Source organism: Flavobacterium chuncheonense, assembly GCF_042686145.1.
Taxonomy (GTDB): domain Bacteria; phylum Bacteroidota; class Bacteroidia; order Flavobacteriales; family Flavobacteriaceae; genus Flavobacterium; species Flavobacterium chuncheonense.
The window spans coordinates 370,750-393,440 of sequence record NZ_JBHUPC010000012.1; the positions used below are offsets into that span (position 1 = coordinate 370,750).

19 protein-coding genes are annotated in these 22,691 nt (G+C 35.5%); 7 read left to right on the top strand and 12 right to left on the bottom strand.

What is annotated here, in order from left to right; translation table 11 throughout:
* Positions 1 to 10: 10 nt before the first annotated feature.
* Positions 11 to 1,180, bottom strand: coding sequence for a THUMP domain-containing class I SAM-dependent RNA methyltransferase (locus tag ACFS5J_RS05585; RefSeq protein ID WP_379811073.1), 1,170 nt, complete (start codon positions 1,178 to 1,180; stop codon positions 11 to 13).
* Positions 1,181 to 1,318: 138 nt separating this feature from the next.
* On the opposite strand from ACFS5J_RS05585, the gene ACFS5J_RS05590 reads away from it, so the two are divergent.
* From ACFS5J_RS05590 to ACFS5J_RS05620, 7 genes are all read left to right on the top strand, one after another.
* Complete coding sequence (locus ACFS5J_RS05590; protein ID WP_379811074.1) at positions 1,319 to 2,083, top strand: class I SAM-dependent DNA methyltransferase; 765 nt, start codon at positions 1,319 to 1,321, stop codon at positions 2,081 to 2,083.
* A 1-nt stretch (position 2,084) separates the two neighbouring features.
* Complete coding sequence (locus tag ACFS5J_RS05595) at positions 2,085 to 2,795, top strand: ZIP family metal transporter (RefSeq protein ID WP_379811075.1); 711 nt, start codon at positions 2,085 to 2,087, stop codon at positions 2,793 to 2,795.
* A gap of 119 nt (positions 2,796 to 2,914) precedes the next feature.
* Positions 2,915 to 3,733 carry an N-acetylmuramic acid 6-phosphate etherase gene (murQ, locus tag ACFS5J_RS05600; RefSeq protein WP_379811076.1) on the top strand — a complete coding sequence of 273 codons (819 nt, stop codon included), beginning with the start codon at positions 2,915 to 2,917 and terminating at the stop codon, positions 3,731 to 3,733.
* A gap of 12 nt (positions 3,734 to 3,745) precedes the next feature.
* Positions 3,746 to 4,213 carry a hypothetical protein gene (locus tag ACFS5J_RS05605; RefSeq protein ID WP_379811077.1) on the top strand — a complete coding sequence of 156 codons (468 nt, stop codon included), beginning with the start codon at positions 3,746 to 3,748 and terminating at the stop codon, positions 4,211 to 4,213.
* The gene (locus ACFS5J_RS05610; protein WP_379811078.1) at positions 4,213 to 4,446 is read left to right on the top strand and encodes a DUF6095 family protein; all 234 of its coding nucleotides are present in this window, start codon (positions 4,213 to 4,215) and stop codon (positions 4,444 to 4,446) included. The genes ACFS5J_RS05605 and ACFS5J_RS05610 overlap by 1 nt, the downstream gene beginning before the upstream one ends.
* Positions 4,447 to 4,490: 44 nt before the next feature.
* The gene (locus tag ACFS5J_RS05615) at positions 4,491 to 4,862 is read left to right on the top strand and encodes a DNA topoisomerase IV (protein ID WP_379811476.1); all 372 of its coding nucleotides are present in this window, start codon (positions 4,491 to 4,493) and stop codon (positions 4,860 to 4,862) included.
* Positions 4,863 to 4,873: 11 nt separating this feature from the next.
* On the top strand, positions 4,874 to 5,644 hold the full coding sequence (locus tag ACFS5J_RS05620; protein WP_379811079.1) for a TerC family protein: 771 nt from the start codon (positions 4,874 to 4,876) through the stop codon (positions 5,642 to 5,644).
* 35 nt (positions 5,645 to 5,679) lie between these two features.
* Here the strand turns inward: ACFS5J_RS05620 and ACFS5J_RS05625 are convergent, their stop codons facing one another.
* The 11 genes from ACFS5J_RS05625 to ACFS5J_RS05675 all read right to left on the bottom strand — a co-directional run bounded on the left by ACFS5J_RS05625 (position 5,680) and on the right by ACFS5J_RS05675 (position 22,670).
* The gene (locus tag ACFS5J_RS05625; protein ID WP_379811080.1) at positions 5,680 to 7,470 is read right to left on the bottom strand and encodes a cytochrome c peroxidase; all 1,791 of its coding nucleotides are present in this window, start codon (positions 7,468 to 7,470) and stop codon (positions 5,680 to 5,682) included.
* A 1-nt stretch (position 7,471) separates the two neighbouring features.
* Complete coding sequence (locus tag ACFS5J_RS05630) at positions 7,472 to 8,926, bottom strand: alkaline phosphatase PhoX (RefSeq protein WP_379811081.1); 1,455 nt, start codon at positions 8,924 to 8,926, stop codon at positions 7,472 to 7,474.
* A gap of 163 nt (positions 8,927 to 9,089) precedes the next feature.
* A complete protein-coding gene (locus ACFS5J_RS05635; RefSeq protein ID WP_379811082.1) occupies positions 9,090 to 11,360 on the bottom strand; it encodes a multicopper oxidase domain-containing protein in 2,271 nt (756 codons plus the stop codon).
* Positions 11,361 to 11,363: 3 nt separating this feature from the next.
* Positions 11,364 to 13,889 carry a heavy metal translocating P-type ATPase gene (locus tag ACFS5J_RS05640; RefSeq protein WP_379811083.1) on the bottom strand — a complete coding sequence of 842 codons (2,526 nt, stop codon included), beginning with the start codon at positions 13,887 to 13,889 and terminating at the stop codon, positions 11,364 to 11,366.
* A gap of 80 nt (positions 13,890 to 13,969) precedes the next feature.
* On the bottom strand, positions 13,970 to 14,533 hold the full coding sequence (locus ACFS5J_RS05645) for a helix-turn-helix domain-containing protein (RefSeq protein ID WP_379811084.1): 564 nt from the start codon (positions 14,531 to 14,533) through the stop codon (positions 13,970 to 13,972).
* Between the two features lie 60 nt (positions 14,534 to 14,593).
* Entirely contained in the window at positions 14,594 to 17,296 is a 2,703-nt protein-coding gene (locus tag ACFS5J_RS05650) for a DNA gyrase/topoisomerase IV subunit A (RefSeq protein WP_379811085.1), read from the bottom strand.
* 12 nt (positions 17,297 to 17,308) lie between these two features.
* Positions 17,309 to 19,162, bottom strand: coding sequence for a DNA topoisomerase IV subunit B (locus tag ACFS5J_RS05655; RefSeq protein ID WP_379811086.1), 1,854 nt, complete (start codon positions 19,160 to 19,162; stop codon positions 17,309 to 17,311).
* A 109-nt stretch (positions 19,163 to 19,271) separates the two neighbouring features.
* Complete coding sequence (locus ACFS5J_RS05660; RefSeq protein ID WP_379811087.1) at positions 19,272 to 19,808, bottom strand: NADPH-dependent FMN reductase; 537 nt, start codon at positions 19,806 to 19,808, stop codon at positions 19,272 to 19,274.
* A gap of 83 nt (positions 19,809 to 19,891) precedes the next feature.
* Positions 19,892 to 20,986, bottom strand: a complete 1,095-nt coding sequence (gene ychF / locus ACFS5J_RS05665) for a redox-regulated ATPase YchF (protein ID WP_379811088.1) — start codon at positions 20,984 to 20,986, stop codon at positions 19,892 to 19,894.
* A 110-nt stretch (positions 20,987 to 21,096) separates the two neighbouring features.
* Positions 21,097 to 22,260 (bottom strand): hypothetical protein, encoded by a 1,164-nt coding sequence (locus ACFS5J_RS05670; protein ID WP_379811089.1) that lies wholly within the window; start codon positions 22,258 to 22,260, stop codon positions 21,097 to 21,099.
* A 59-nt stretch (positions 22,261 to 22,319) separates the two neighbouring features.
* Complete coding sequence (locus tag ACFS5J_RS05675; RefSeq protein WP_379811090.1) at positions 22,320 to 22,670, bottom strand: 4Fe-4S binding protein; 351 nt, start codon at positions 22,668 to 22,670, stop codon at positions 22,320 to 22,322.
* Between the last annotated feature and the right edge of the window lie 21 nt (positions 22,671 to 22,691).

Below are 22,691 nucleotides of genomic sequence, written 5' to 3' on the forward strand. Positions count from 1 at the left end.
TCTAAAATTATTATTCGGATTTGTCATTGTTCTGAAACTTCGTACGCTTACTACCTGCATACATTTCATACTTAACCAAACGTGACTCTAATTTACCATTAAAAAGTTTAATCTTTCTACTTGGTTTTAAACCTACAAACTTCAATGCATCTAAATTAGCGGTAATAAACCATGCATTTGTATTGGGATAATTTTGTTTTAAGGTATCGCCAATTTCTCTATAGAAGCGCTCCATATTGATATCCAAACGTTCTCCATAAGGCGGGTTAAATACCATGTGTAATGGCCCCTCGCTCATTTTTTCCGTTTCGAAGAAATTGGCTTGACGAATGGAAACATACTCGTCTAAATTAGCATTTTTTATATTATCTTTCGCTTTGGCTACTGCACTTGGTGCCTTATCATAACCGGTGATGGTATAATGAAACTCTCGTGTTTTCTTCAACAAGGATTCTAAAATAGTATCAAATAATTCACTATCCCAATCGTTCCAACGCTCAAAAGCGAATTCTTTACGGTTAATGTTTGCTGGGATATTACATGCAATCATCGCGGCTTCTGCCAAAATTGTTCCACTACCACACATCGGATCCACAAAATGACTGGTACCATCCCAACCCGAAAGCAACAACATTCCTGCTGCTAAAACTTCATTTATAGGTGCTATATTAGTTGCCGTTTTATATCCTCTTCGGTGAAGTGATTCTCCTGAAGTATCCAGAGAAACCGTAACTAAATCACGATCGATATGAACATGAATGCGCAAATCGGGAAAGTCTTTATCAATATTTGGTCGTTTACCTGTAGCATCACGAAACTGGTCTACAATAGCATCCTTTGATTTTAATGCCACAAACTGACTGTGATTGAAATGCTCCGAATGCAAAGTAGTCTCTACAACAAACGTTCGGTGTTCGTTTAAATAGGCCGACCAATCAATACTTTGAATACCGTTATACAATCCTTTTTCATTGAATGCTTTGAAGGTCTTAATCGGTTTTAAAATTTTAAGTGCTGTACGCAATGCTAAATTAGCCTTGTACATAAAGCCTTTATCCCCTACAAAACTAACTACACGAGTCCCTTTTTCTACATTTTGAGCTCCTAATTGTTTTAGTTCGTTCTCTAGTAATTCTTCAAAGCCAAATAAGGTTTTGGCTACCATTTTAAAATTTTCCATCGCAATATCAAGGTCTGTTACAAAATCAATTGTAAAATTTAATAAATTCTAAAATTCCAATTGTATATCTTGGAAAAAGTAGAATTTAAGTGCAAAAATACACTAAATTTGCAAGACGAATTCATTGATTAAGAATAAATGTCTGAAAACCTAAATCCATTTCCTCAAAACGATTTGTCAAACACGAACAATTGGTACGCCTCATGGTTTGACACTCCTTATTACCATATTTTATACAAAGATCGAGATTATACTGAAGCCCAACACTTTATGGATAATCTTACGCAGTATTTGAATTTACCTGAAAATGCTCGCATTTTAGACTTGGCTTGTGGAAAAGGACGTCATTCAATTTATTTAAACTCTTTAGGTTATGATGTAACTGGTGCTGATTTATCGGAAAATAGTATTGCTGAAGCTTCAAAATTAGCCAACCCAACTTTACATTTCAAAGTGCATGATATGCGCCAAACTTGTGATGAAAAATACGATGCTATTTTCAATTTATTTACCAGTTTTGGTTATTTTGATGATGATGCTGACAATTTAAAAACCATTCAAGCCATTCATAACAGTTTAAATGAAACGGGGTTTGCTTGTATTGATTTTATGAATGTTGATTATATTATTGACAACCTGGTTCCCGAAGAAACTAAAATTGTAGACGGTATCACTTTTCACATCAAACGTTACGTGAAGGACAATCATATTTTTAAAGAAATCAATTTTACCGATAACGGTCAAGACTTCCATTTTACAGAAAGAGTACAAGCCTTACGCTTAGCCGATTTTGAAAAAATGATGGAAGATGCTGGCATTTATCTATTGGATATTTTTGGTAATTATAAATTGCAAAAATTCTATAAAAACAACTCGGAACGCCTAATTATGATTTTCAAATAATATGGATTACAGTATTTATATTTTACCTCTTATTGCTGTTATTTTAGGTTATGGTATTGCTTTGTTTATACGACCAAAAAACAAAAAAAATCTAAAATTATTACTTGCCTTTAGTGGTGCATTTTTATTATCCTTAACGGTAATGCATTTACTTCCTGAAGTATATGAATCGAATTTGCACCATGCTGAAGATCACCATCACCATCACGACAGTCCAATCGGTGCTTTCATCATGATTGGTATTGTATTCCAGATTATATTGGAATATTTCTCAAAAGGAGCTGAACACGGACATGTTCACAGTCATGATAAAATGAACAATATGCCGTGGCTACTGTTCTTAAGTTTGTGTTTGCATGCTTTGTTGGAAGGTATGCCGATTAGTAATCATAATCATTTGGCGTATGGAATTGCCATTCACCACTTCCCTATTGCAATAATTTTAACTACTTTCTTTAGCCATTCAGCCTTGAGTAAAAAAGCCATTTTCTTTTTTATGATGCTTTTTGCTTTTATGACACCTTTAGGAACCTATCTGTCAGAAAATCTTGGTTTCTTGAGCCACTTCTATACGCAAATATCAGGTATTGTAATCGGAATTTTATTCCATATTTCTTCTACCATTATTTTTGAAAGTAGTGAAGGTCATAAGTTCAATTTGGCCAAATTAAGCGTAATAGTACTGGGAATTCTTTTGGCTTATTTCATGTAAAGTCTCAATACTGCTTTTGTGGTAAATATCCACTAAAAACACCTTTTAAAGCCTTACAAAAATAGACCGGAAACCAAAAAAACTTTGTAATTTAGCTACTTTGTTATAAAAAGCAGTGAATGAACTTTACCAAAACTACAGAACAAGCTTCTAACTACCAACATCTGGAAAAAATGTCGGTTACGGAATTGCTTGCTAATATCAACAACGAAGACAAAACGGTTCCTTATGCTGTTGAAAAAGCCTTACCACAAATTGAAACTTTAGTAACCCAAATTGTTTCTAAGATGAAACAAGGTGGCCGTTTGTTCTATATTGGCGCAGGTACTTCTGGTCGTTTGGGTGTAGTGGACGCTTCAGAATGCCCTCCTACTTTTGGTGTTCCTTTTGATCAAGTTATTGGATTGATTGCAGGTGGTGATACGGCTATTCGTAAAGCTGTTGAAAATGCAGAAGACGATGCCAACCAAGCTTGGTTGGATTTAAAAGAATGGAATATTTCTGAAAAGGATGTTGTTGTGGGTATCGCAGCATCAGGCACTACTCCATATGTCATTGGCGGATTGGAAAAGTGCAACCAAAATAACATCATTACCGGTTGTATTACTTGCAATCAAGGTAGTCCTTTGGCAACAACAGCACAATTCCCTATTGAAGTTGTTGTAGGTCCCGAATTTGTTACCGGTAGCAGCCGCATGAAAGCTGGCACTGCACAGAAGCTTGTTTTGAATATGCTTTCAACTGCTACCATGATTCAATTGGGTAAAGTGAAAGGGAATAAAATGGTTGATATGCAATTGAGCAACAACAAGCTTGTTGATAGAGGTGTTAAAATGATCATGGACGAAATTGGTGTAGGTTATGAAGAAGCCCAAGCCCTTCTAGCTGACCATGGCAGCGTTCGAAAAGCGGTCAACTTTTACAACGAAAACAACTAACTGAACATATAAATGAAAAAATTACTATTGGCATTATGTCTTTTTGCAACAGGATTGACTTTTGCGCAAAGAATAAAAATAGAGGACAATAAGTTTTATGTAAAAGATTCATTGGTTTACAAGCACGATATCAAAAAAGTATTGGCTGCAAAACCGGAAGCCTTACAGCTTTATAAAAAGGCAAAAACCAGACAATCTATTGGTGGTGTATTTCTAGCGAGTGGTATTGGACTTTGTGTTGCAGATGCTGTTATGGGACTTACGACTGAAAACCGTGATTATCCACAAGCTTTAACTTTTGCAGGACTTGGCGTTGCAGCGGTTTCTATTCCTCTTTTATCGGGCAATAAAAAACGAATTACAAAAAGTATCGAATTGTACAACGAAGACCAACCTGCTGAGCGTCATCCATTGGGATTAATTTACGATGTAAAATTGATTTCCAACCGAAATGGCGTAGGCTTAAATCTTACTTTTTAATGGCTACCAACAGAAAAATATTGGCTAAAGGCATTCGCTATTTATCAGGTGCTTTACCCCTGCTTTTTATCGGTCCTGTTGTTATCAATAGTTCGTTTAAAAACAAAGAAAATCCTTTATACCCATTTGTTTTAGGGCTTGGAATTATCATTTGTGCTTTTGCAATGTATTTAATTTTTAAAGGTATTAACACCATTATTAAGAGTTTATTTGATGGGGATAAAAACACTTAGTAAGTATTTAATAAAGCCTCTTATAACCATACAAAATCATCATGATGTTTAAAAAAATATTTTGGGGAATCCCTTTACTTCTAACAGCGTGCTACCAACAAGAACGCAACTGTACCGATTATAAAACGGGAAAATTTGAATTTACTCAGGAAATTGATGGTACTGTTGAAAAATCTGTTTTTGAACGAACTGAAACGCTTCAAATTGAAACTTTCAGAGGTAAAACCGATACTTCATCCGTTCGTTGGGTAAACGATTGCGAGTTTATTTTACAAAAAATACACCCAAAAAACAGAGCTGAGAAGAAAGCAGTACAAATGAAAATTTTAACTACTACGGCTACCGGTTACAATTTTGAATATTCGTTTGTGGGTGAAACGCACAAACAAAAAGGAACAGTTATTAAACTCAATTAAAACTTAATTAAATGGAAATCTTTTTACAACCTGATACTTGGATTGCATTATTAACACTTACATTTTTAGAAATTGTATTGGGTATCGATAATATTATTTTTATTTCTATAGTAACGGGAAAATTACCCGAGGAAAAAAGAAAAAAAGCAACACAAATAGGGCTTTTCTTAGCCATGTTTATGCGTATTGGTTTATTATTTGGTATTACCTTATTGATTGCTATGAAAGCCCCTTGGTTCAGTTTTGACTTTGGTTGGTTTTCCGCAGAAATAACAGGACAAGCTATGATTCTACTTTTAGGTGGATTATTCTTGATTTATAAAAGTACCAAAGAAATACACGAAAAAGTAGATCATAAAGGTGAAGAAGAAAAAGAAATTAAAACAGGTGCCTCTACAAGCTTTGCGAGTGTTATTGGTCAAATTTTGATGATCGATTTAATCTTCTCTGTCGATAGTATTTTAACGGCTGTAGGTATGACTAATGGACTAGAAGGCGCCCTTACTATCATGGTAACTGCCGTTGTCATTTCCGTAGGCATTATGATGTTGTTTGCTGTTCCGGTTGGAAACTTTGTAAACAAAAACCCTTCCATCCAAATTTTAGGATTGGCGTTCTTAATTTTAATTGGATTCATGTTAATCACAGAAAGTATGCACTTATCTCACGCTGAACTAGCAGGACAACATGTAGGAGCCGTTCCAAAAGGTTATCTGTATTTTGCTATTGCCTTTTCACTAACCGTTGAGTTTTTAAATATGAAAATGCGAAAAAAGAAATAAATTAAAATCCCGCTTTTGGCGGGATTTTTTTATCCTTAGATTTTATCGGTTAAGGTCTTTAAAAAAGCTACTAAATCTGCTTTTTCTTGAGCCGACAAATTGAGTTTGTCTGTTGGTAAAGTTTGGTATTCCAAATCAATTCCTAAACCTGCCGCACCTCCTTTATCATAAAAGTCAATAACTTCTTCAAGTGTAGTATATACACCATTGTGCATGTAAGGTGCCGTTTTCTCAATATTACGCACCGTAGGTGTCTTGAAAAAGAATTTTCGCTGTTCGGTTTGGTATACATTATATCTTCCTAAATCACTGTCTATTTTGGCCTTAATCGTGTCTTTTGATTGTGGTACCCCTATTAATTCCATTTCTGACTCTTTGAAAGCGGTGGGTACTAATCCGTTGAACAAGGGTGCAAAATGACAGGTAGCACATTTTGCTTTACCCGTAAAAAGGTTAAAACCATTAATTTCACTACTTGTCAAAGTATTTTCAAGACCTTGCATGTTTAAATCGAATTTGGAATTAAATGGATTTAATGCCATAATATACGAGGCAATAGCATTTCGTATAAGGTGATTGTCTATTGCTTTACCGTAAGTTGCTGAAAACGCCTCTTGATAGCTTGGATTTTCCATAACTCTTTTTTCCAAATCGTTTAACGAAAGATGAAATTCATTTGGATTATTTATCACATCAATTACTTGTCCTTCTAAAGTCCCCGTTCGCTTATCATGGAAAAAACCCTTTTGTAGTGCAGCGTAAAACAACGTTGGTGAATTTCGGGTTGTTCCAGGAGATTTTGCTAATCCATCTGTAAAATACAATTCTTGCTTGTGACAAGTTGCACAACTTATACTTTTATCATGTGACAATGAATTGTCTTCAAAGAGTTTTTTCCCCAATGCTACCTTAGCTTCTGCAATTGGATCACCTTTTTGATTGGTAAAATAATTGATGTTAAAGGTTTTATCTGAAAACAAATTATCGACATCATAATTAATCGCCTGCTTGAACGGAAAAACCACTTTCCAATCCGAAACGGTTTGGTTCCAAATTTCTAAAGTTGGCTGGGTATAGTCTTTTAGAAACACATAACGATTGAATCTTTTGAAATCTGAATTTCCTAAAAACGAAACACTCTTATCCAAATGTGTATCCCATTTTTTAAGCAACTCTTTATTGGTAAATTCCTTTTCAAATACATGTAAAATTTCCTTTAATGAAGCGTAAACCGTTTGCGCCTCTGTTAACGAATGTTCCAAAACTGGAGAATCAAAGCCTGTAATTCCTGTTAACGCAATACGGTTTACTGCATCTCTAAGCATCCAAAGGATGTGGTGCTTTTTTAAAAACTTTAGTGTTTGGTTTTTATGCAAAAACTTCAAACGTGTACTGGTTGTTGCTACTTGTGTATGCAGCTCTACCTTATCAACCACTTCATCAAACAACAACTCTTCCATTACTTGAAAACCTGTTGGATTTTTAATTTTAATATCGGTAAAATCTTCCTCTTCGATTTTTAAAATATTAGGCTGGTTCAGATAATTGTAATTCTCCGAATCGACAAAAGCTAAAATCGGTTCTAACTTTTTAAAGTGTAAGCGAGCCTCTAAATACAAAGCCTTTTTTTCGGATAGCAATTGTGCTTTGTTTAAAGCATCTAAACTTTCATACGTATTGCTTATTTCTTTTTTAAAATATTCTTCCAATTGCGTAAATGCTGTAACCTCATCATAAACAGGTTCCTTTTTACAGCTTACTAAAAAAACGAAAAGGCTGCAAAAAAATACAGCCTTAACATCTATGATTTCTAACCTTCTAATCATATTATCTTTCTAAACCTTTAATAAGATACAATACACTTCCTTCATTACTATCTGTAGTGGTAGTTGCTTGAGCATCAGTAAAGCTTGCATTTTCCCAACCGTGATTTTGTGTACAAATTAAGAAACTCCCTTCGATACCAATAATGTCCGAAACATCAATCATCCCCGTTAACTCCCACATATCTGTAGCGGAACCGTAACCAGCGTTTTGTGCCGCATTTTGATCACACTCTAAAACTACTTTTAACGCTCCTGTGTTTATGTTGTATTGGTACAATGCTGCAAAGTGCGTTTTATCAGCTGTATCGGGGTATCCGTTTGGATCTTCCATGATATAAGCGTAATCTTTTGTTACAACGATATTATCTGGACTATGGAATGCTTTTGCTACACCTGTTAAATTATCTCCATCTAAAACACAGGTAATAGTTGCTTGTAATGGATTGTTTGCATCTAAAACCACTTTATATATACGTCCGTAGAATGAACCTAAACCTGTTAAAGCGGTTTTCTTTCTTCCTGTTACTGCAAAATACACTTCTCTGTTAGCCGATCCTGATCCTTTTCTGTAATCGATATCCTCAACACGAGAGAATCCCATTATCCCTTTATCACGAGATTCTTGTTCCAACTCATCTAATGTTCTTTCTGTATATTCAACAAATTCTACTGGATACGAAACACCTTCTTGCATATCCATCTCATAATTGACACCTGCTTGTGTTACTTTTAAACCGTATAAGCTTCCTCCTGCTAAATCACCACGATTTCCTAGATACATTGCCAATTGACCAGAAGGTATTGCATTATCACTTGTATCATCTCCAATGAAAGCGATTGTTTTATTTGGATAAGCATCTTTACCAAGAACCACAGCATTCTCTGTAGACCATTGCCCTAGAGCAGGTAACATCGTAGCCAATTCAGCATTTTCAGCACTTTTAAAAGGATCCGTTGCAAAAACCCCTTTTGAAGCTCCTCCCCACTCTCCTCCTGAAAGGAATAATGGACCAAATCCGTGCTCTTCTGGAGTAATTAACGAACCTGAACATTGTGCTGTACGTGCTGTAGCAGCTGCATTTAAAATATATTCTCCTTTTACTGGTTTAAAGGTTTTATCAAACGAAATACGCGCAATAGAATAATCGGCTTCAATATTGTTAATCAATGAAAAAGTACCATCACTATTTTTAAGTAAGCCCATTCCGTCTGCCATTGAACCGTAAACAAATTCTGGAGAATCTACTAATTGATCTTCTGAACTTAAAATTCCGTAAATTTCTAAATTTTCAAAACCTGGCTTCTTCGCTAAAAAGGCTGGCGTTACAGTATGATTTGCTAATACAGGCTTTAATTCTGTTTCGTTTGTAGTCGTTGTTGTATCATCATCTTGATTGCACGACACTATTACTCCTGATAAGGTAAGTAATAATAAGGCTTTAAAATTTGTTTTCATAAATAATAGTTTGGTTTTTTACTACGCCAAAACTATCTACAGTATGTAAAAAAAATGTAATCCTCGTATTACTAAAAACACAACTACAGTTTACTAAAATGTTAGGATGTAAACTTTTGATTAACTTAACCTTAGAAAACTGAAATACACATAAAAAAAGACTTTAATAATTAAGTGTTACCCCAAAACCAAATCCCATATCACTATCATAATGTGTAGCTAAAGCTGCATTTTTACCCATAATATATTTCAATCCTGCACTATACTCTTTGTCGGTATTTACCATAAAAGCCATTCGTAAACGTTTGGAAACTGGAATATCTTCTCGCATCAACTGCATGCGAATATTACCATCATGATAGATTTCTGTTTGAAAAGTTACCAACATCGGTAAAGTATACGCAAAACCAAGACTCGTTTGGATTCGTTTATCTTTTGTACTTTTTTGTCTAAAAAGATTTTCTTCAATTTCTCCAGAATCCAACTTTCGATAACGAGCATCAAAACCTACAAAAGGCATCAACCATTGATTTTTTCCGATATATCTTCCTATGTGCGTTTCAGATTCATATCCATTGGTGTCTGTATACCCCAAACGCCATTCTGTTGCCAAGCGCCATCGGGTATTGTTCCATTCCATTTTTCCATCGTTTCCGTTGGTTGCAAAATCATTTTCAGCACTAAAATAAAATCGATTGCTTTCCGATTGCAGTATTTTATAGGCTTTTTCCTTATTCGGTAAATATGGGTTTGGCGCAGAATTTTCATAACTAAAAACACGATTCATCCCCGCCATCATGTGATATAAAATGTGACAATGGAAGAACCAATCACCATCAGTGTTTGCTTCAAATTCAATAACGTTTGTTTCCATGGGCATTATATCTAGTACATTTTTCAATGGAGCATAATCGCCTTGCCCGTTTAAAATTCTAAAATCATGTCCGTGCAAATGCATAGGGTGACGCATCATCGAATTGTTGTATAATGTGATACGAAGCACCTCTCCTTTTTTAATTAAAATTTTATCGGTCTCCGACATTACCTTGTTATCCATACTCCATACATAACGGTTCATATTCCCTGTAAGTTCCAATCGCAATTCTCTAATTGGAGTATTTTCTGGTAAACTGGTTGGTTGTGGCGATTTTAACATCGCATAGTTTAATGTTTTCAATTTGGAATCCGAACTGTGTTTTTTATGTGCCTCGTTTGCATTGTCCATTTGCATTTTTGAATGCTCCATTTTACTATGATCCATCTCTATATTCTCTTCTTTATCCTGAGATACTTCTGGTTTCTTTTTGGCTAATTCAGGGTACATTACTGCATTCATATCCATTTTTTGAAAACTCATTTTCATTCCCATGTCATTCATAGTACCGTTTGCATTCATCATTTCGTTCATCATTTGCATCCCTTCAAAATATTTCAAACGGGGTAAACGATCTGCTTTCATTTTATGCCCACTTCCCAAGAATAATGAAGTTGTATTGGTTCTATCTTCTGCTGTTGCTAAAAATTCATAAGACATGTTCATCGGAATGGTAACCACTACATCGTAGGTCTCAGACACCCCTATAATCAAACGATCTACTTCAACAGGTAACACATCATTACCATCATTAGCCACAACCGTCATTTTACCTCCTGCATACTGCAGCCAGAAATAGGAAGAGGCTCCGCCGTTTGCGATTCGCAAGCGTACTTTATCACCCGCTTTGAACTGCGCTAATTCACTTTCGGCTTTTCCATTTAACAAAAAAGCATCGTAATAAACATCACTAACATCCATTGCCAACATTCGCTTCCACTCATTGGTAATTTTCGTTTTAAAATGACCTTCGCGAATGGCCTCTGCATAACTTTGTGTTGCTCCTTTTTTTATAGCAAACCAATCGGTACCATTTCGCAACATTCGTTGTATGTTCATCGGATTATAATTGGTCCATTCGCTCAACATCACATTTACTTGAGGTATATCGTCAATACCTGTTCTAAAAGTTGGATCGTTCTGCTTTTTCTTTAGTATTAACATTCCATACATCCCGATTTGCTCTTGCATCCCGCTATGACTGTGGTACCAATGGGTCCCCGACTGTATAATTGGAAATCGATAAACAAACTCTTCTCCTGGTTGAATTGGCATCTGTGTTAGAAAAGGCACACCATCTTCTTTGTTGGGTAAATACAATCCGTGCCAATGCAAGGAAGTTGTTACTTTCAAATGATTGTATACGTGTATTTCTGCAATATCGCCTTCGGTAAACGTTAAAGTTGGCATAGGAATTTGACCATTTACCGCAATCGCCATCTTCTCTTTATTTGAAAAATTAACGATAGTATCCTTTACATGTAAATCATACCGTACAATGTTTTGCGCTTTGACCGAAAGCGAAACCATAAGTATTGCAATTACATAAAAATGTTTCATGCTTTATATTTTTATGTTGCGTAATCGCAACGCGTTTGCAATTACCGAAACCGAGCTGAAGCTCATCGCTAAAGCGGCAATCATAGGTGATAATAGTATGCCAAAATATGGGAATAATACGCCTGCTGCTAATGGAATTCCAATAGTATTGTATATAAAAGCAAAAAATAAGTTTTGCTTGATATTACGCATTACGGCATGACTCAAATTCTTAGCCTTTACGATTCCTACTAAATCTCCCTTTACTAACGTTATTTTTGCACTTTCAATAGCCACATCTGTCCCTGTTCCCATTGCAATACCAATATCCGATTGTGCTAATGCCGGAGCATCATTGATACCGTCACCTGCCATAGCCACAACTTTTCCTTGTATTTGTAATTTCTTTATATATTCTAATTTATCTTGTGGTAAACAATTGGCTTTGAAATCGGATACTTGTAATTCAGCAGCTACGCTCTTTGCTGTATTTTCATTATCCCCTGTTAGCATTATTACTTCAACTCCTTGGTGTTTCAACTCTTGTATGGCTTCAACACTGGTTTTTTTAATAGCATCTGTAATGGTAACATAACCTATTACTTTATGATTTACAGCTATGTAAGACACTGTCTTACCTTGCTTTTGTTCTGTTACCACCGCTTTTTCTATGGTTTCAAAATTCTGAATACCTTCTTGTTTCAATAATTCTTTGTTTCCTAAAAGCACAACTTCATTATCGACAACACCTTTTACTCCTTTACCCGTTATGGATTCGAAGTTTGCTACATTTTGCAAAACAGCCGCTTTTGACATAGCAAATGCCACAACCGCTTTTGCTAAAGGGTGTTCGCTTTGTTGGTTCAAGGCGGCTATTTTACCCAATACTTCTTTTTCATCCCCTTGCTGTACTACCACTTTCTCTACTGAAGGTTTACCTTCCGTAAGCGTTCCCGTTTTATCCGTAATCAAAACATCTATTTTATCCATTTTTTCAATGGCTTCCGCGTTTTTAATTAACACTCCTAATTTTGCTCCTTTACCAACCCCTACCATAACCGACATAGGTGTTGCCAAACCAAGTGCACACGGGCAAGCAATGATTAAAACAGCGATTGCATTCACAAGTGCATACGTTAATTTTGGATCGGGACCAAATTGCCACCAAATGATAAATGTTATGATGGAAATCCCAACTACTATGGGTACAAAATACCTGGAAATTTTATCCACTAAATTTTGTATCGGTGCTCTTGAACGACTGGCATCACTTACCATTTGCACAATTTGCGATAATAGCGTTTCTGCTCCTACCTTTTCGGCTACCATTAAAAATGAGGTTGTCCCGTTTATCGTTCCCGAACTCACTTTATCGGCTACAGCTTTTTCAACAGGAATTGGTTCGCCAGTTATCATCGATTCATCGATGGTCGCACGGCCATCAGTAATTGTCCCGTCAACTGCTACCTTTTCACCAGGCTTCACGCGCAAAATATCGCCTTTTTGAATATCATGAATGGAAACCCTTTTATCGACACCATCTACTACAATAGTAGCTTCTGAAGGAGCCAATTTCAACAATTCTTTAATGGCTCCACTTGTCTTGGAATGGGCTTTGGCTTCCAGAAGTTGCCCCAATAAGACTAAAGTTAATACTACTACTGTAGCTTCAAAATACAAATGTACTGTTCCACTATGGGATTTAAATTCGTCTGGAAAAGCATCTGGAAATACTAAACCTGCTATGCTAAATAAAAATGCTACTCCAGTCCCGATACCGATTAACGTAAACATGTTCAAATTCCAATTTACTATGGATCGCCATGCGCGTTCAAAAAACATCCAGCATGCGTAAAAAACAACCGGAATGGTTAATATCAATTGTACCCAATTCCGTTTTTCCAAATCCATAATTTGATACAACGGATTATTTGGAATCATTTCGGACATGGAAATAATAAAAACCGGAATGGTAAACAACGAGGCTATTTTCATTTTATGCCATAGCTGCTGATAGGTTTTGTCCTCTTCTGTATCTTTTGGTTGCATCGGAACTAAATCCATACCGCATTTGGGACAGTTTCCCGGAGTATCTGAAATTACTTCAGGATGCATGGGACATGTGTATTGTGTTTTCACAACCAACTCGGGTTGTTTGACAAGGTCCATTCCACAAACCGGACAATCGCCAGGTTTGTCATACATTTTATCCCCTTCACAATACATGGGGCAATAATATTTTCCTGCTGGAATGTTAAATTTTGGCTTGTGCGTGTGGTTTTCTTTAGGTGTTACCGAGCAACAACTTTTAACTTTTGCCTCGTCGTGTTCTTCACTTTTGGATAACGAAATTTGATATTTACTCTCCTTACCTCCTAAAGCTTCTTGTAAGCTATCCAATGTAACATGACTTGTCATGCTAAGTGTGATACGTTTGTCCTCTTTATTCACCTCAACCGAAGTAATTTCAGGTAATTTTGACAAACGTTCCGTTACAGTGTTTACGCAACCTGAACATGTAACGCCTTCTATTGTATGCTGATGTGTCATAATTTGAACTTTTTGATACTACAAATTTCGAAATTACTACACCAAAAAAATTACACAATTATGGATAGGATTTACAACATTTACAGTTTGTCCAATTGTGTACGTTTGTTGCCTTTCATCTTCTTAAAATAAGAAGGTGTGAAACCCGTCACTTTTTTAAATTGATTACTCAAATGTGCGCTACTGCTATAATGCAACAAATCGGCAATTTCCGAAAGCGATAATTCATCGTAAATGATAAGCTCCTTAATTTTCTCCACCTTTAAATTGATAAAGTATTTTTCAATACTCAATCCTTCAATTTCAGAAAACAGGTTACTTAATTTACTGTAATCATGATGTAGTTTATCTTGCAAATAATCCGATACGTTAATGGCTATATCGTTGTTTTTATTTTGAATCAAATCAATTAGAGTTGCCTTAATCTTTTCAATTATCTTACTATTTTCATCACTTAACAATTGAAATCCGAAACGCTCTAATTGTTCTGCGATTATTTTTTTTTCCTCTTCCGAAATGGATTCCTGTAAGATTACTTCTCCTAGACTAATTTCTTTTATTGGAAAATTTAATTTTTCAATTTCGTTTTGTACCACCATTACACAGCGGTTGCAAACCATATTTTTTATGTATAACTTATTCATAGTAAATCCTTCACACTTTGAAATTACAAAAAATCCTGCAAAAAGCAGGATTTTTAATTTTTATTCTAAACTTAGGGTAATTTGTCCGTCGTCATCCAAATCGGTTTTGATATCATCCGATAAATTCTCTTCATTCTTTACTTCCATTTTCTCCGGCTCTGGTTCAACCGGTTCTTCAAAAGGTAAAGGTTCTAAAAGATTAATTTGGCGTATTTTATCGGTTGTTAATTGATTTCCTAGTGCTTTGATCCCTTTTACCGCAATAAACTCTTCTAAATTCACTTGAATGGTTTCCTTTTGAACACCTTTGACTTTAGCAAATATTACTTCGGCCACTGGTCGCCAATCGGTCGATACAATTTCCAATTGTGATTTTTCATGCTCTGAAATAAACGTTTCTTCTTTATTTTCATTTTCAATCAAGAAGCGCTTTACATAGTAACGCTCTTTCTCTCCATCGTAATAAATAGCCGAAATCGGTTTAGTTGGTTTCCATTTTTCCAGTACAATCATATCTTCATCAAAATGGGTTGTCAACTCTGGAATGATGGTTTTCAATTTCCCCGATTGGTTGATAATTAACAACCTGTCATTTGGTTTAAACTCTCCTAATAACTCCCCTCTTCCATCGACATTCAAACGTTGCACGGTATCGTCGAACCAAATTTTACGTGGACGCAAAGTTGAAATTCCTTTCTCTTTCAGTTCGATTTTTTTGATTGGATATTTTGAAACGGTATTTCCTTTGGAACCACGTCCTTTAATTAAGACATCGGCAAAATCAAGATCCCATTTTAATTTTTTAACGCTACCCACCTGACGCAGTAATATGGTTACTACTTCCGCTTCTCCATTTGGATTGGCTGAGAAATACAATATCTGACTTCCAGGCTTTTCTTGCGTTAAATGGTATTCTTTATCCCGTGTTACCCCCGAAACATTGAAACGCTTCACAAAAGTAGGCCCGTTCTTACCATCGCGATACATTACATTATAAATCGTTCGTTTATCCTGTTTATCGAAAACAGCAATGTGTATAATATCCTTACCAATGAACTTTTTATCGTCTACTTTGGTAATAACCATTTTCCCATCGCGAAGGAATACAATTACATCGTCAATATCCGAACAATCGGCAACATATTCGTCTTTCTTCAATGCTGTTCCTATAAAGCCTTCTTCTCGATTTACGTACAGTTTTGTATTACGCAACACCACCTTCGTTGCCTCAATGGTGTCAAAACTTCTCAATTCCGTTTGACGCTCACGACCTTTACCGTATTTTTCTTTTAATTTGGTAAAAAATGCAATGGTATAATCAATGATATGCTCTAAATCGTATTTTACTTGCTCCATTTCACCTTCCAACTTCGCTATAGCTTCATCCGCCTTATCCGAGTCAAATCGTGTTATACGAATCATTGGAATTTGCGTTAATTTCTGTAAATCGTCATCGTTAATATCACGCACAAAACTCTTTACAAATGGTTCGAAACGCTTGTACATGTAATCAAAAAGTGACTCTTTATCAGAATACAACTTAAAGTCGATGTACATCTCTTCTCGAATGAAGATTTTTTCTAACGTTGAAAAATGCCATTTGTTTTCCAATTCGTCCAATTGGATTTCCAATTCCCGTTTTAATAAATCAACCGTTCTATGTGTTGAAATTTTCAACATATCGGAAACGCCAATAAACAGAGGTTTGTGGTTTTCAATCACACAACCTAGAGGAGCTACTGATGTTTCACAAGCGGTAAACGCATACAATGCATCAATGGTTTTATCGGGAGAAACACCTGCTGGAAGGTGAATTAAAATTTCAACTTCTGCCGCAGTGTTGTCTTCAATTTTCTTAATTTTAATTTTTCCTTTTTCATTGGCTTTCAAAATACTATCTATCAATGTGGATGTATTGGTTGAAAAAGGGATTTGCGTAATGACTAAAGTCGATTTATCCAATTGACTGATTTTGGCACGCACGCGCACGCGTCCGCCACGCATACCATCGTTATAATTGGATACATCTGCAATACCTGCAGTAGGAAAATCAGGATATAAGGTAAATGATTTTCCTTTTAAAACTTTTATCGAGCAATCTATTAATTCGTTGAAATTGTGTGGTAAAACTTTCGTTGATAAACCTACTGCAATACCTTCTGCTCCCTGTGCCAACAACAACGGGAATTTTACCGGTAAATTAATGGGTTCCGCTCGACGACCATCATAGGATACACCCCATTCTGTAACTTTTGGTGAATACAAAATATCGTGTCCGAGTTTTGAAATACGTGCTTCAATATAACGAGAAGCTGCAGCGCTATCCCCCGTAAGGATATTACCCCAGTTTCCTTGCATGTCAATCAGCAAGTCTTTCTGTCCAATTTGGACCATAGCGTCACCTATACTGGCATCTCCATGTGGATGATACTGCATGGTGTGCCCAACAATATTTGCTACTTTGTTGTAACGTCCATCGTCCAATTCTTTCATAGAATGCATGATACGACGTTGTACGGGTTTGAATCCATCTTCAATAGCCGGAACCGCACGTTCTAAAATTACATATGATGCATAATCCAAAAACCAATCCTTGTACATACCTGTTACTTTGGTAATGGTATCCTCTGGATTTTCGTTATTCTCGTAAAAATTATGCCCTGATGTTCTAATGTCATCAAAACCGTCTTGTTTACTTGAATTATTTAGTTCTTGATTTGTATCGTCTTCGTTTGGGATGATGTTTTCTTCGTCTTCGTTCATAATGGCGTATAACTATTTTTCTACAACATCTAATTCAACCTTCAAATTATTGATAATAAACTCTTGTCTATCGGGTGTATTTTTCCCCATGTAAAACTCCAATAAGGTTTCAATTGAAGTTGCTTTGTCTAGCATTACTGGGTCTAAACGTATGTCTTCCCCAATAAAATGTTTGAACTCATCGGGTGAAATTTCTCCTAATCCCTTGAATCGGGTGATCTCCGGTTTTGGTTTTAATTTTTCAATTGCATTAATACGTTCCTCTTCCGAATAACAATAGATGGTTTCTTTTTTGTTACGCACACGGAATAATGGTGTTTGTAAAATGTACAAGTGTCCATCTTTGATTAATTCTGGAAAAAACTGTAAAAAGAACGTTATTAATAGCAAACGGATGTGCATCCCATCGACATCGGCATCGGTTGCAATTACAATGTTATTGTAACGCAAATCGCCCATATCTTCTTCAATATTTAAGGCTGCTTGTAATAAATTGAATTCTTCGTTTTCGTATACAATCTTCTTGGTCATGCCATACGAATTCAACGGCTTCCCACGCAAACTAAATACTGCTTGGGTATTGACATCACGAGACTTGGTAATTGAACCCGAAGCCGAATCTCCCTCGGTAATAAAAAGGGTACTTTCTAAACTTCTTGGATTTTTTGCATCCGTTAAGTGTACACGACAATCGCGTAATTTTTTATTGTGTAGACTGGCTTTTTTGGCACGGTCTTTTGCTAATTTTCGAATTCCTGACAACTCTTTACGCTCCCGCTCTGCTTGTAAAATTTTTCGCAACAAAGCATCCGCAACTTCTGGATTTTTATGGAGAAAGTTATCCAAATTGGTTTTTACAAAATCGTTGACAAACGTACGTACCGTAGGTCCATTTGGTCCAATATCCGTTGACCCTAATTTTGTTTTGGTTTGCGATTCAAATACGGGTTCTTCAACTTTTACTGAAATAGCCGAAACTATTGATTTTCGGATATCAGAAGCCTCAAAATTTTTATTGTAAAACTCTTTTACTGTTTTGACTACTGCTTCACGAAAAGCCCCTAAATGTGTCCCTCCTTGTGTGGTATTTTGACCGTTAACAAACGAATGATATTCTTCCGAATATTGTGATTTACTATGGGTAATCGCTACCTCGATATCATCCCCTTCTAGGTGAATGATTGGGTACACCATATCTTCTTCCGCAATATTCTCTTCTAATAAATCTTTTAATCCAAATTCTGACACGTATTTTTCACCATTGTAATAAATCGTCAAACCACGATTTAAGTAACAATAGTTTTTAAGCATCTTAATGATGTACTCATTACGATACTTGTAATTTTTAAATATAGTATCATCCGCAATAAAAGACACTTTTGTTCCTTTACGCTTAGTTGTATCTACTATTTCTTCTTCAATAGTTAAATTACCTGCTGAAAACTCTGCTGCTTTTTGTTGGTTATCGCGAACCGATTCTACACGAAAGTAATTGGATAAGGCATTCACCGCTTTGGTACCGACCCCATTTAAACCTACCGATTTCTTAAAGGCTTTGGAATCGTACTTTCCTCCCGTATTCATTTTGGATACTACGTCAACTACTTTTCCTAATGGGATACCACGTCCGTAATCGCGAACCGTAACTAGCTTATCTTTAATGGTTACTTCGATGGTTTTTCCTGCTCCCATTACAAATTCATCGATACAGTTATCCATAACCTCTTTTAAAAGGATATAAATACCATCATCTGGAGACGAACCATCACCTAGTTTTCCAATGTACATTCCAGGGCGCATACGGATATGCTCTTTCCAATCGAGTGAACGTATATTGTCTTCGGTATATTGATTTTGCTCTAACATATGTTGTGTATCGGATTTTGTGCTAATATAAAGGAAATCGACAAAAAATGAAATAGCTGCTTAATAAAGTTATTAAGATAATTTATTTAAAAAACTGATTTTTAAAAACTTAGTTTTCTTGTTCCCAAAAGGTTTTCACAAGGTTTTTAATTTGCTTGTCCAGTTCGGGATTTGATATCGAATTGGATTGTAAATCGAAGTTTTCATTGAATGAAGGCAAGGAGAAAGTAGCTTGAATTTGAGCACCATAACGAGGAAATGCATTTTTAGCAATTTCAAGTACGGTAGCTCCTCCTCTACCTCCCGGTGAAGTTGCCATCAGCAACATTGGCTTTTCTTGAAAAACCTTCTTTTCTTGACGTGAAGCCCAATCAAAAATATTTTTAAAAGCTACTGAATAGTTTCCATTGTTCTCCGCTAAAGAGACTACCAATAAATCCGCTGTAGCGATTTTATTTAAAAACTGTGTCGCTGATTCGGGTTGTTCTATTTCCTTTTCAATATCTACTCCAAAAACAGGTAAGACATAATCGTTTAAATCAAGAATTTCTACCGAGGTATTTTCAAACAAATGCGCAACATAGGTTGCTAATTTTTTATTGATTGAATTTTTACTATTACTTCCAGCAAAGGCTACAATTTTCATATTTTAAGTCTATTTGAAACTAAAAATAAACAAAAAAGGCGAAATCTGAACAGAAATCGCCTTTTCTTATGTGTTTTAATACATTACACGTTAAAACGAAAGTGCATTACATCTCCATCTTTTACAATGTATTCTTTACCTTCAACTCGTAATTTTCCTGCTTCTTTTACTTTTGCTTCCGAACCAAAATTTGAAAAATCTTCATAAGCGATTACCTCAGCACGGATGAATCCCTTTTCGAAGTCGGTATGGATAACACCCGCTGCTTTTGGAGCAGTGTCACCAATTTTAATCGTCCAAGCACGTACTTCTTTCACTCCCGCCGTAAAATACGTTTGTAAGTTTAACAATTTGTAAGCTGCACGAATTAAAACTGCAGAACCTGGTTCTGTTAAACCTAAATCTTGTAAGAACATTTGACGCTCTTCGTAACTCTCTAATTCTGTAATATCTGCTTCAGCACCAACCGAAAGTACAATTACTTCAGCATTTTCATCTTTTACCAATTCGCGAACTTGTTCTACGTATTGGTTTCCAGAAACTGCAGAAGCTTCATCGACGTTACACACGTATAAAACAGGCTTTAAAGTAATCAATTGGAATTCTTCCATTAAGGCTTCCTCATCTTGATTTTGCGCTACCACTGTACGCGCTGATTTTCCTTGCAATAAAGTTTCACGGATTCTATCCAATAACGCTTTTTCTGCTTGCGCTTCTTTATTTCCTGTTTTAGCAGCACGATTTGTTTTTTCTAAACGTTTTTCAACTGTTTCCAAATCTTTCAACTGCAACTCAATATCAATCGTTTCTTTATCACGAATTGGATTTACATTACCATCAACGTGAACGATATTATCGTTATCAAAACAACGTAAAACGTGAATAATAGCATTACATTCTCTGATATTTCCTAAGAATTGGTTTCCTAAACCTTCTCCTTTACTTGCTCCTTTTACCAAACCTGCAATATCTACGATATCAACAGTTGCCATTTGAACACGCTCTGGCTTTACCAACTCTTCTAATCGCGCAATTCTTGGATCTGGTACATTTACCACTCCAATATTCGGTTCAATTGTACAAAACGGAAAGTTAGCACTTTGTGCTTTTGCGTTTGACAAACAATTAAAAAGTGTTGATTTTCCAACATTTGGCAATCCTACAATTCCTGCTTTCATTCTTATTAGTTTACGGTTAGCACTTTACTGCTAACGGTTAATGTCTTTTTTTGAGTGTGCAAATATAATTAATTATTAGCTTCAATTAAGCGCACATTTTTAAAAGCCCACTAATTTTTAACATCCAACAAATCTAAGATTGTTTTTTCCTCTGTTGTAGGCACTAAACCCGATTCAAAATCCCAATAATTGGTAAACACAGTAGACTTCTTATTGATTAAAGTTTTATCCTTAAAAATATTATTATCATTGTACTTGAAAGGCTTTTTATCAAAATTGGTTACCACCATATTGTTCAACACTTCAATTTTATTGTACTCGTTTTTTATTTTTTTAGAAAAGCCAATTATTTCTTTAGAATTGGCTAAATAATAAAAGCCTTTATCATCGTTAAATGTGTTCTTAAACGAAAGTTTAAACACCTTATTCCTATTGTGCGATAATTCTTCAATCAACTTTAGACGCACTTGGGAAATCACAGCACTAACTTCTAAAATGATTTTCTTTTTGGTATTGTACAACACTTGAAAATCTGACAAAACCCCTTTTGATTCCAAATAAGGCACCACTTTGATAATTAACAAATCCTGGTTCAAAGGGTACGACTTCACTTGAAAATCATAGAGTTTCAATGCTTTTTGATCCAAAACTTCTCCAAGGTATCTGAATTGGTAATAGTTTTCAATAATGTTATTCAAATTATATCCTAAAACATCCGGATCAATATCCCCTTCCAGTAAACCGATTGTTCGATTCTGTTCTACTAAAATGTCTGTTTTTAGATTTTTATAATCGCCTAAAATTTGAAAATTCAACAAGCCATCATTAAAAAAAACATATTCATCGTTCTTTTTATAAAATTCACGCAAATACACTTTTAAATTAGCAGGAACCGTAATCTTTCGGATAGAATTTTCTACCAACTCTTTTAAAATTTCTTGGGGATGTTCTTTGGTTAAAACCACCTCCTCCAATTGTTGTGTTTTACTCTCTAAATAAACGATATTTAGTTTTTGATTTAAAGTAGCCGATTTGACGATAATCTCTTTGTAAGAAGAATGGGAAAATTCCAAATCGGAAGGTTTATCCAAAACAAAATTTGCAATACCTTCTGCATTGGTTAAAAAACCTTGTCTGGTTTTAAGCGCCGTAATTGTAACCTCATCTACTGGGGTTTGTGTATCGATATCGATGACTATGATTTTTATTTCACGAGACTGTGAAAAAACAAATGGCCCTAAAAACAATAAGAATAAAAGTATTTTTCTCTTCATAAGCTGTATTTTAAGGCTAAATATAAAAAAAAGCATTCAAAATTGAATGCTTTTATATGTTATTCGTTATGTAAAAACGATTGTCGGTTTAATAAGATTTCTTCAGCCTCTATATGTTCGTCATCGGGCACACAACAATCAACAGGGCAAACCGCAGCGCACTGAGGTTCTTCATGAAAACCTTTACACTCTGTACATTTTCCTGGAACAATGTAATATAAATCATCTGAAAGAGGTGTTTGAGCGGCATCAGTATCTACTTCTGTACCATCTGGCAAAATTACTTTACCCGTCAATTTTGTACCATCTTTCCAACGCCAATCATCAGCACCTTCATAAATTGCTGTATTTGGACATTCTGGCTCACAAGCGCCACAATTGATACATTCATCCGTTATTTTGATTGCCATAGCGTTTTTATTTTTAATTTT

What these genes read in the sequence shown, in the direction of transcription:
- ychF (WP_379811088.1), bottom strand. Translation starts at nt 20,986, where the DNA reads ATGAAAGCAGGAATTGTAGGATTGCCAAATGTTGGAAAATCAACACTT.
- ACFS5J_RS05625 (WP_379811080.1), bottom strand. Translation starts at nt 7,470, where the DNA reads ATGATTAGAAGGTTAGAAATCATAGATGTTAAGGCTGTATTTTTTTGC.
- ACFS5J_RS05675 (WP_379811090.1), bottom strand. Translation starts at nt 22,670, where the DNA reads ATGGCAATCAAAATAACGGATGAATGTATCAATTGTGGCGCTTGTGAG.
- ACFS5J_RS05595 (WP_379811075.1), top strand. Translation starts at nt 2,085, where the DNA reads ATGGATTACAGTATTTATATTTTACCTCTTATTGCTGTTATTTTAGGT.
- ACFS5J_RS05645 (WP_379811084.1), bottom strand. Translation starts at nt 14,533, where the DNA reads ATGAATAAGTTATACATAAAAAATATGGTTTGCAACCGCTGTGTAATG.
- ACFS5J_RS05630 (WP_379811081.1), bottom strand. Translation starts at nt 8,926, where the DNA reads ATGAAAACAAATTTTAAAGCCTTATTATTACTTACCTTATCAGGAGTA.
- ACFS5J_RS05635 (WP_379811082.1), bottom strand. Translation starts at nt 11,360, where the DNA reads ATGAAACATTTTTATGTAATTGCAATACTTATGGTTTCGCTTTCGGTC.
- ACFS5J_RS05605 (WP_379811077.1), top strand. Translation starts at nt 3,746, where the DNA reads ATGAAAAAATTACTATTGGCATTATGTCTTTTTGCAACAGGATTGACT.
- ACFS5J_RS05640 (WP_379811083.1), bottom strand. Translation starts at nt 13,889, where the DNA reads ATGACACATCAGCATACAATAGAAGGCGTTACATGTTCAGGTTGCGTA.
- ACFS5J_RS05585 (WP_379811073.1), bottom strand. Translation starts at nt 1,180, where the DNA reads ATGGAAAATTTTAAAATGGTAGCCAAAACCTTATTTGGCTTTGAAGAA.
- ACFS5J_RS05615 (WP_379811476.1), top strand. Translation starts at nt 4,491, where the DNA reads ATGTTTAAAAAAATATTTTGGGGAATCCCTTTACTTCTAACAGCGTGC.
- ACFS5J_RS05610 (WP_379811078.1), top strand. Translation starts at nt 4,213, where the DNA reads ATGGCTACCAACAGAAAAATATTGGCTAAAGGCATTCGCTATTTATCA.
- ACFS5J_RS05650 (WP_379811085.1), bottom strand. Translation starts at nt 17,296, where the DNA reads ATGAACGAAGACGAAGAAAACATCATCCCAAACGAAGACGATACAAAT.
- ACFS5J_RS05660 (WP_379811087.1), bottom strand. Translation starts at nt 19,808, where the DNA reads ATGAAAATTGTAGCCTTTGCTGGAAGTAATAGTAAAAATTCAATCAAT.
- ACFS5J_RS05670 (WP_379811089.1), bottom strand. Translation starts at nt 22,260, where the DNA reads ATGAAGAGAAAAATACTTTTATTCTTATTGTTTTTAGGGCCATTTGTT.
- ACFS5J_RS05590 (WP_379811074.1), top strand. Translation starts at nt 1,319, where the DNA reads ATGTCTGAAAACCTAAATCCATTTCCTCAAAACGATTTGTCAAACACG.
- ACFS5J_RS05620 (WP_379811079.1), top strand. Translation starts at nt 4,874, where the DNA reads ATGGAAATCTTTTTACAACCTGATACTTGGATTGCATTATTAACACTT.
- ACFS5J_RS05655 (WP_379811086.1), bottom strand. Translation starts at nt 19,162, where the DNA reads ATGTTAGAGCAAAATCAATATACCGAAGACAATATACGTTCACTCGAT.
- murQ (WP_379811076.1), top strand. Translation starts at nt 2,915, where the DNA reads ATGAACTTTACCAAAACTACAGAACAAGCTTCTAACTACCAACATCTG.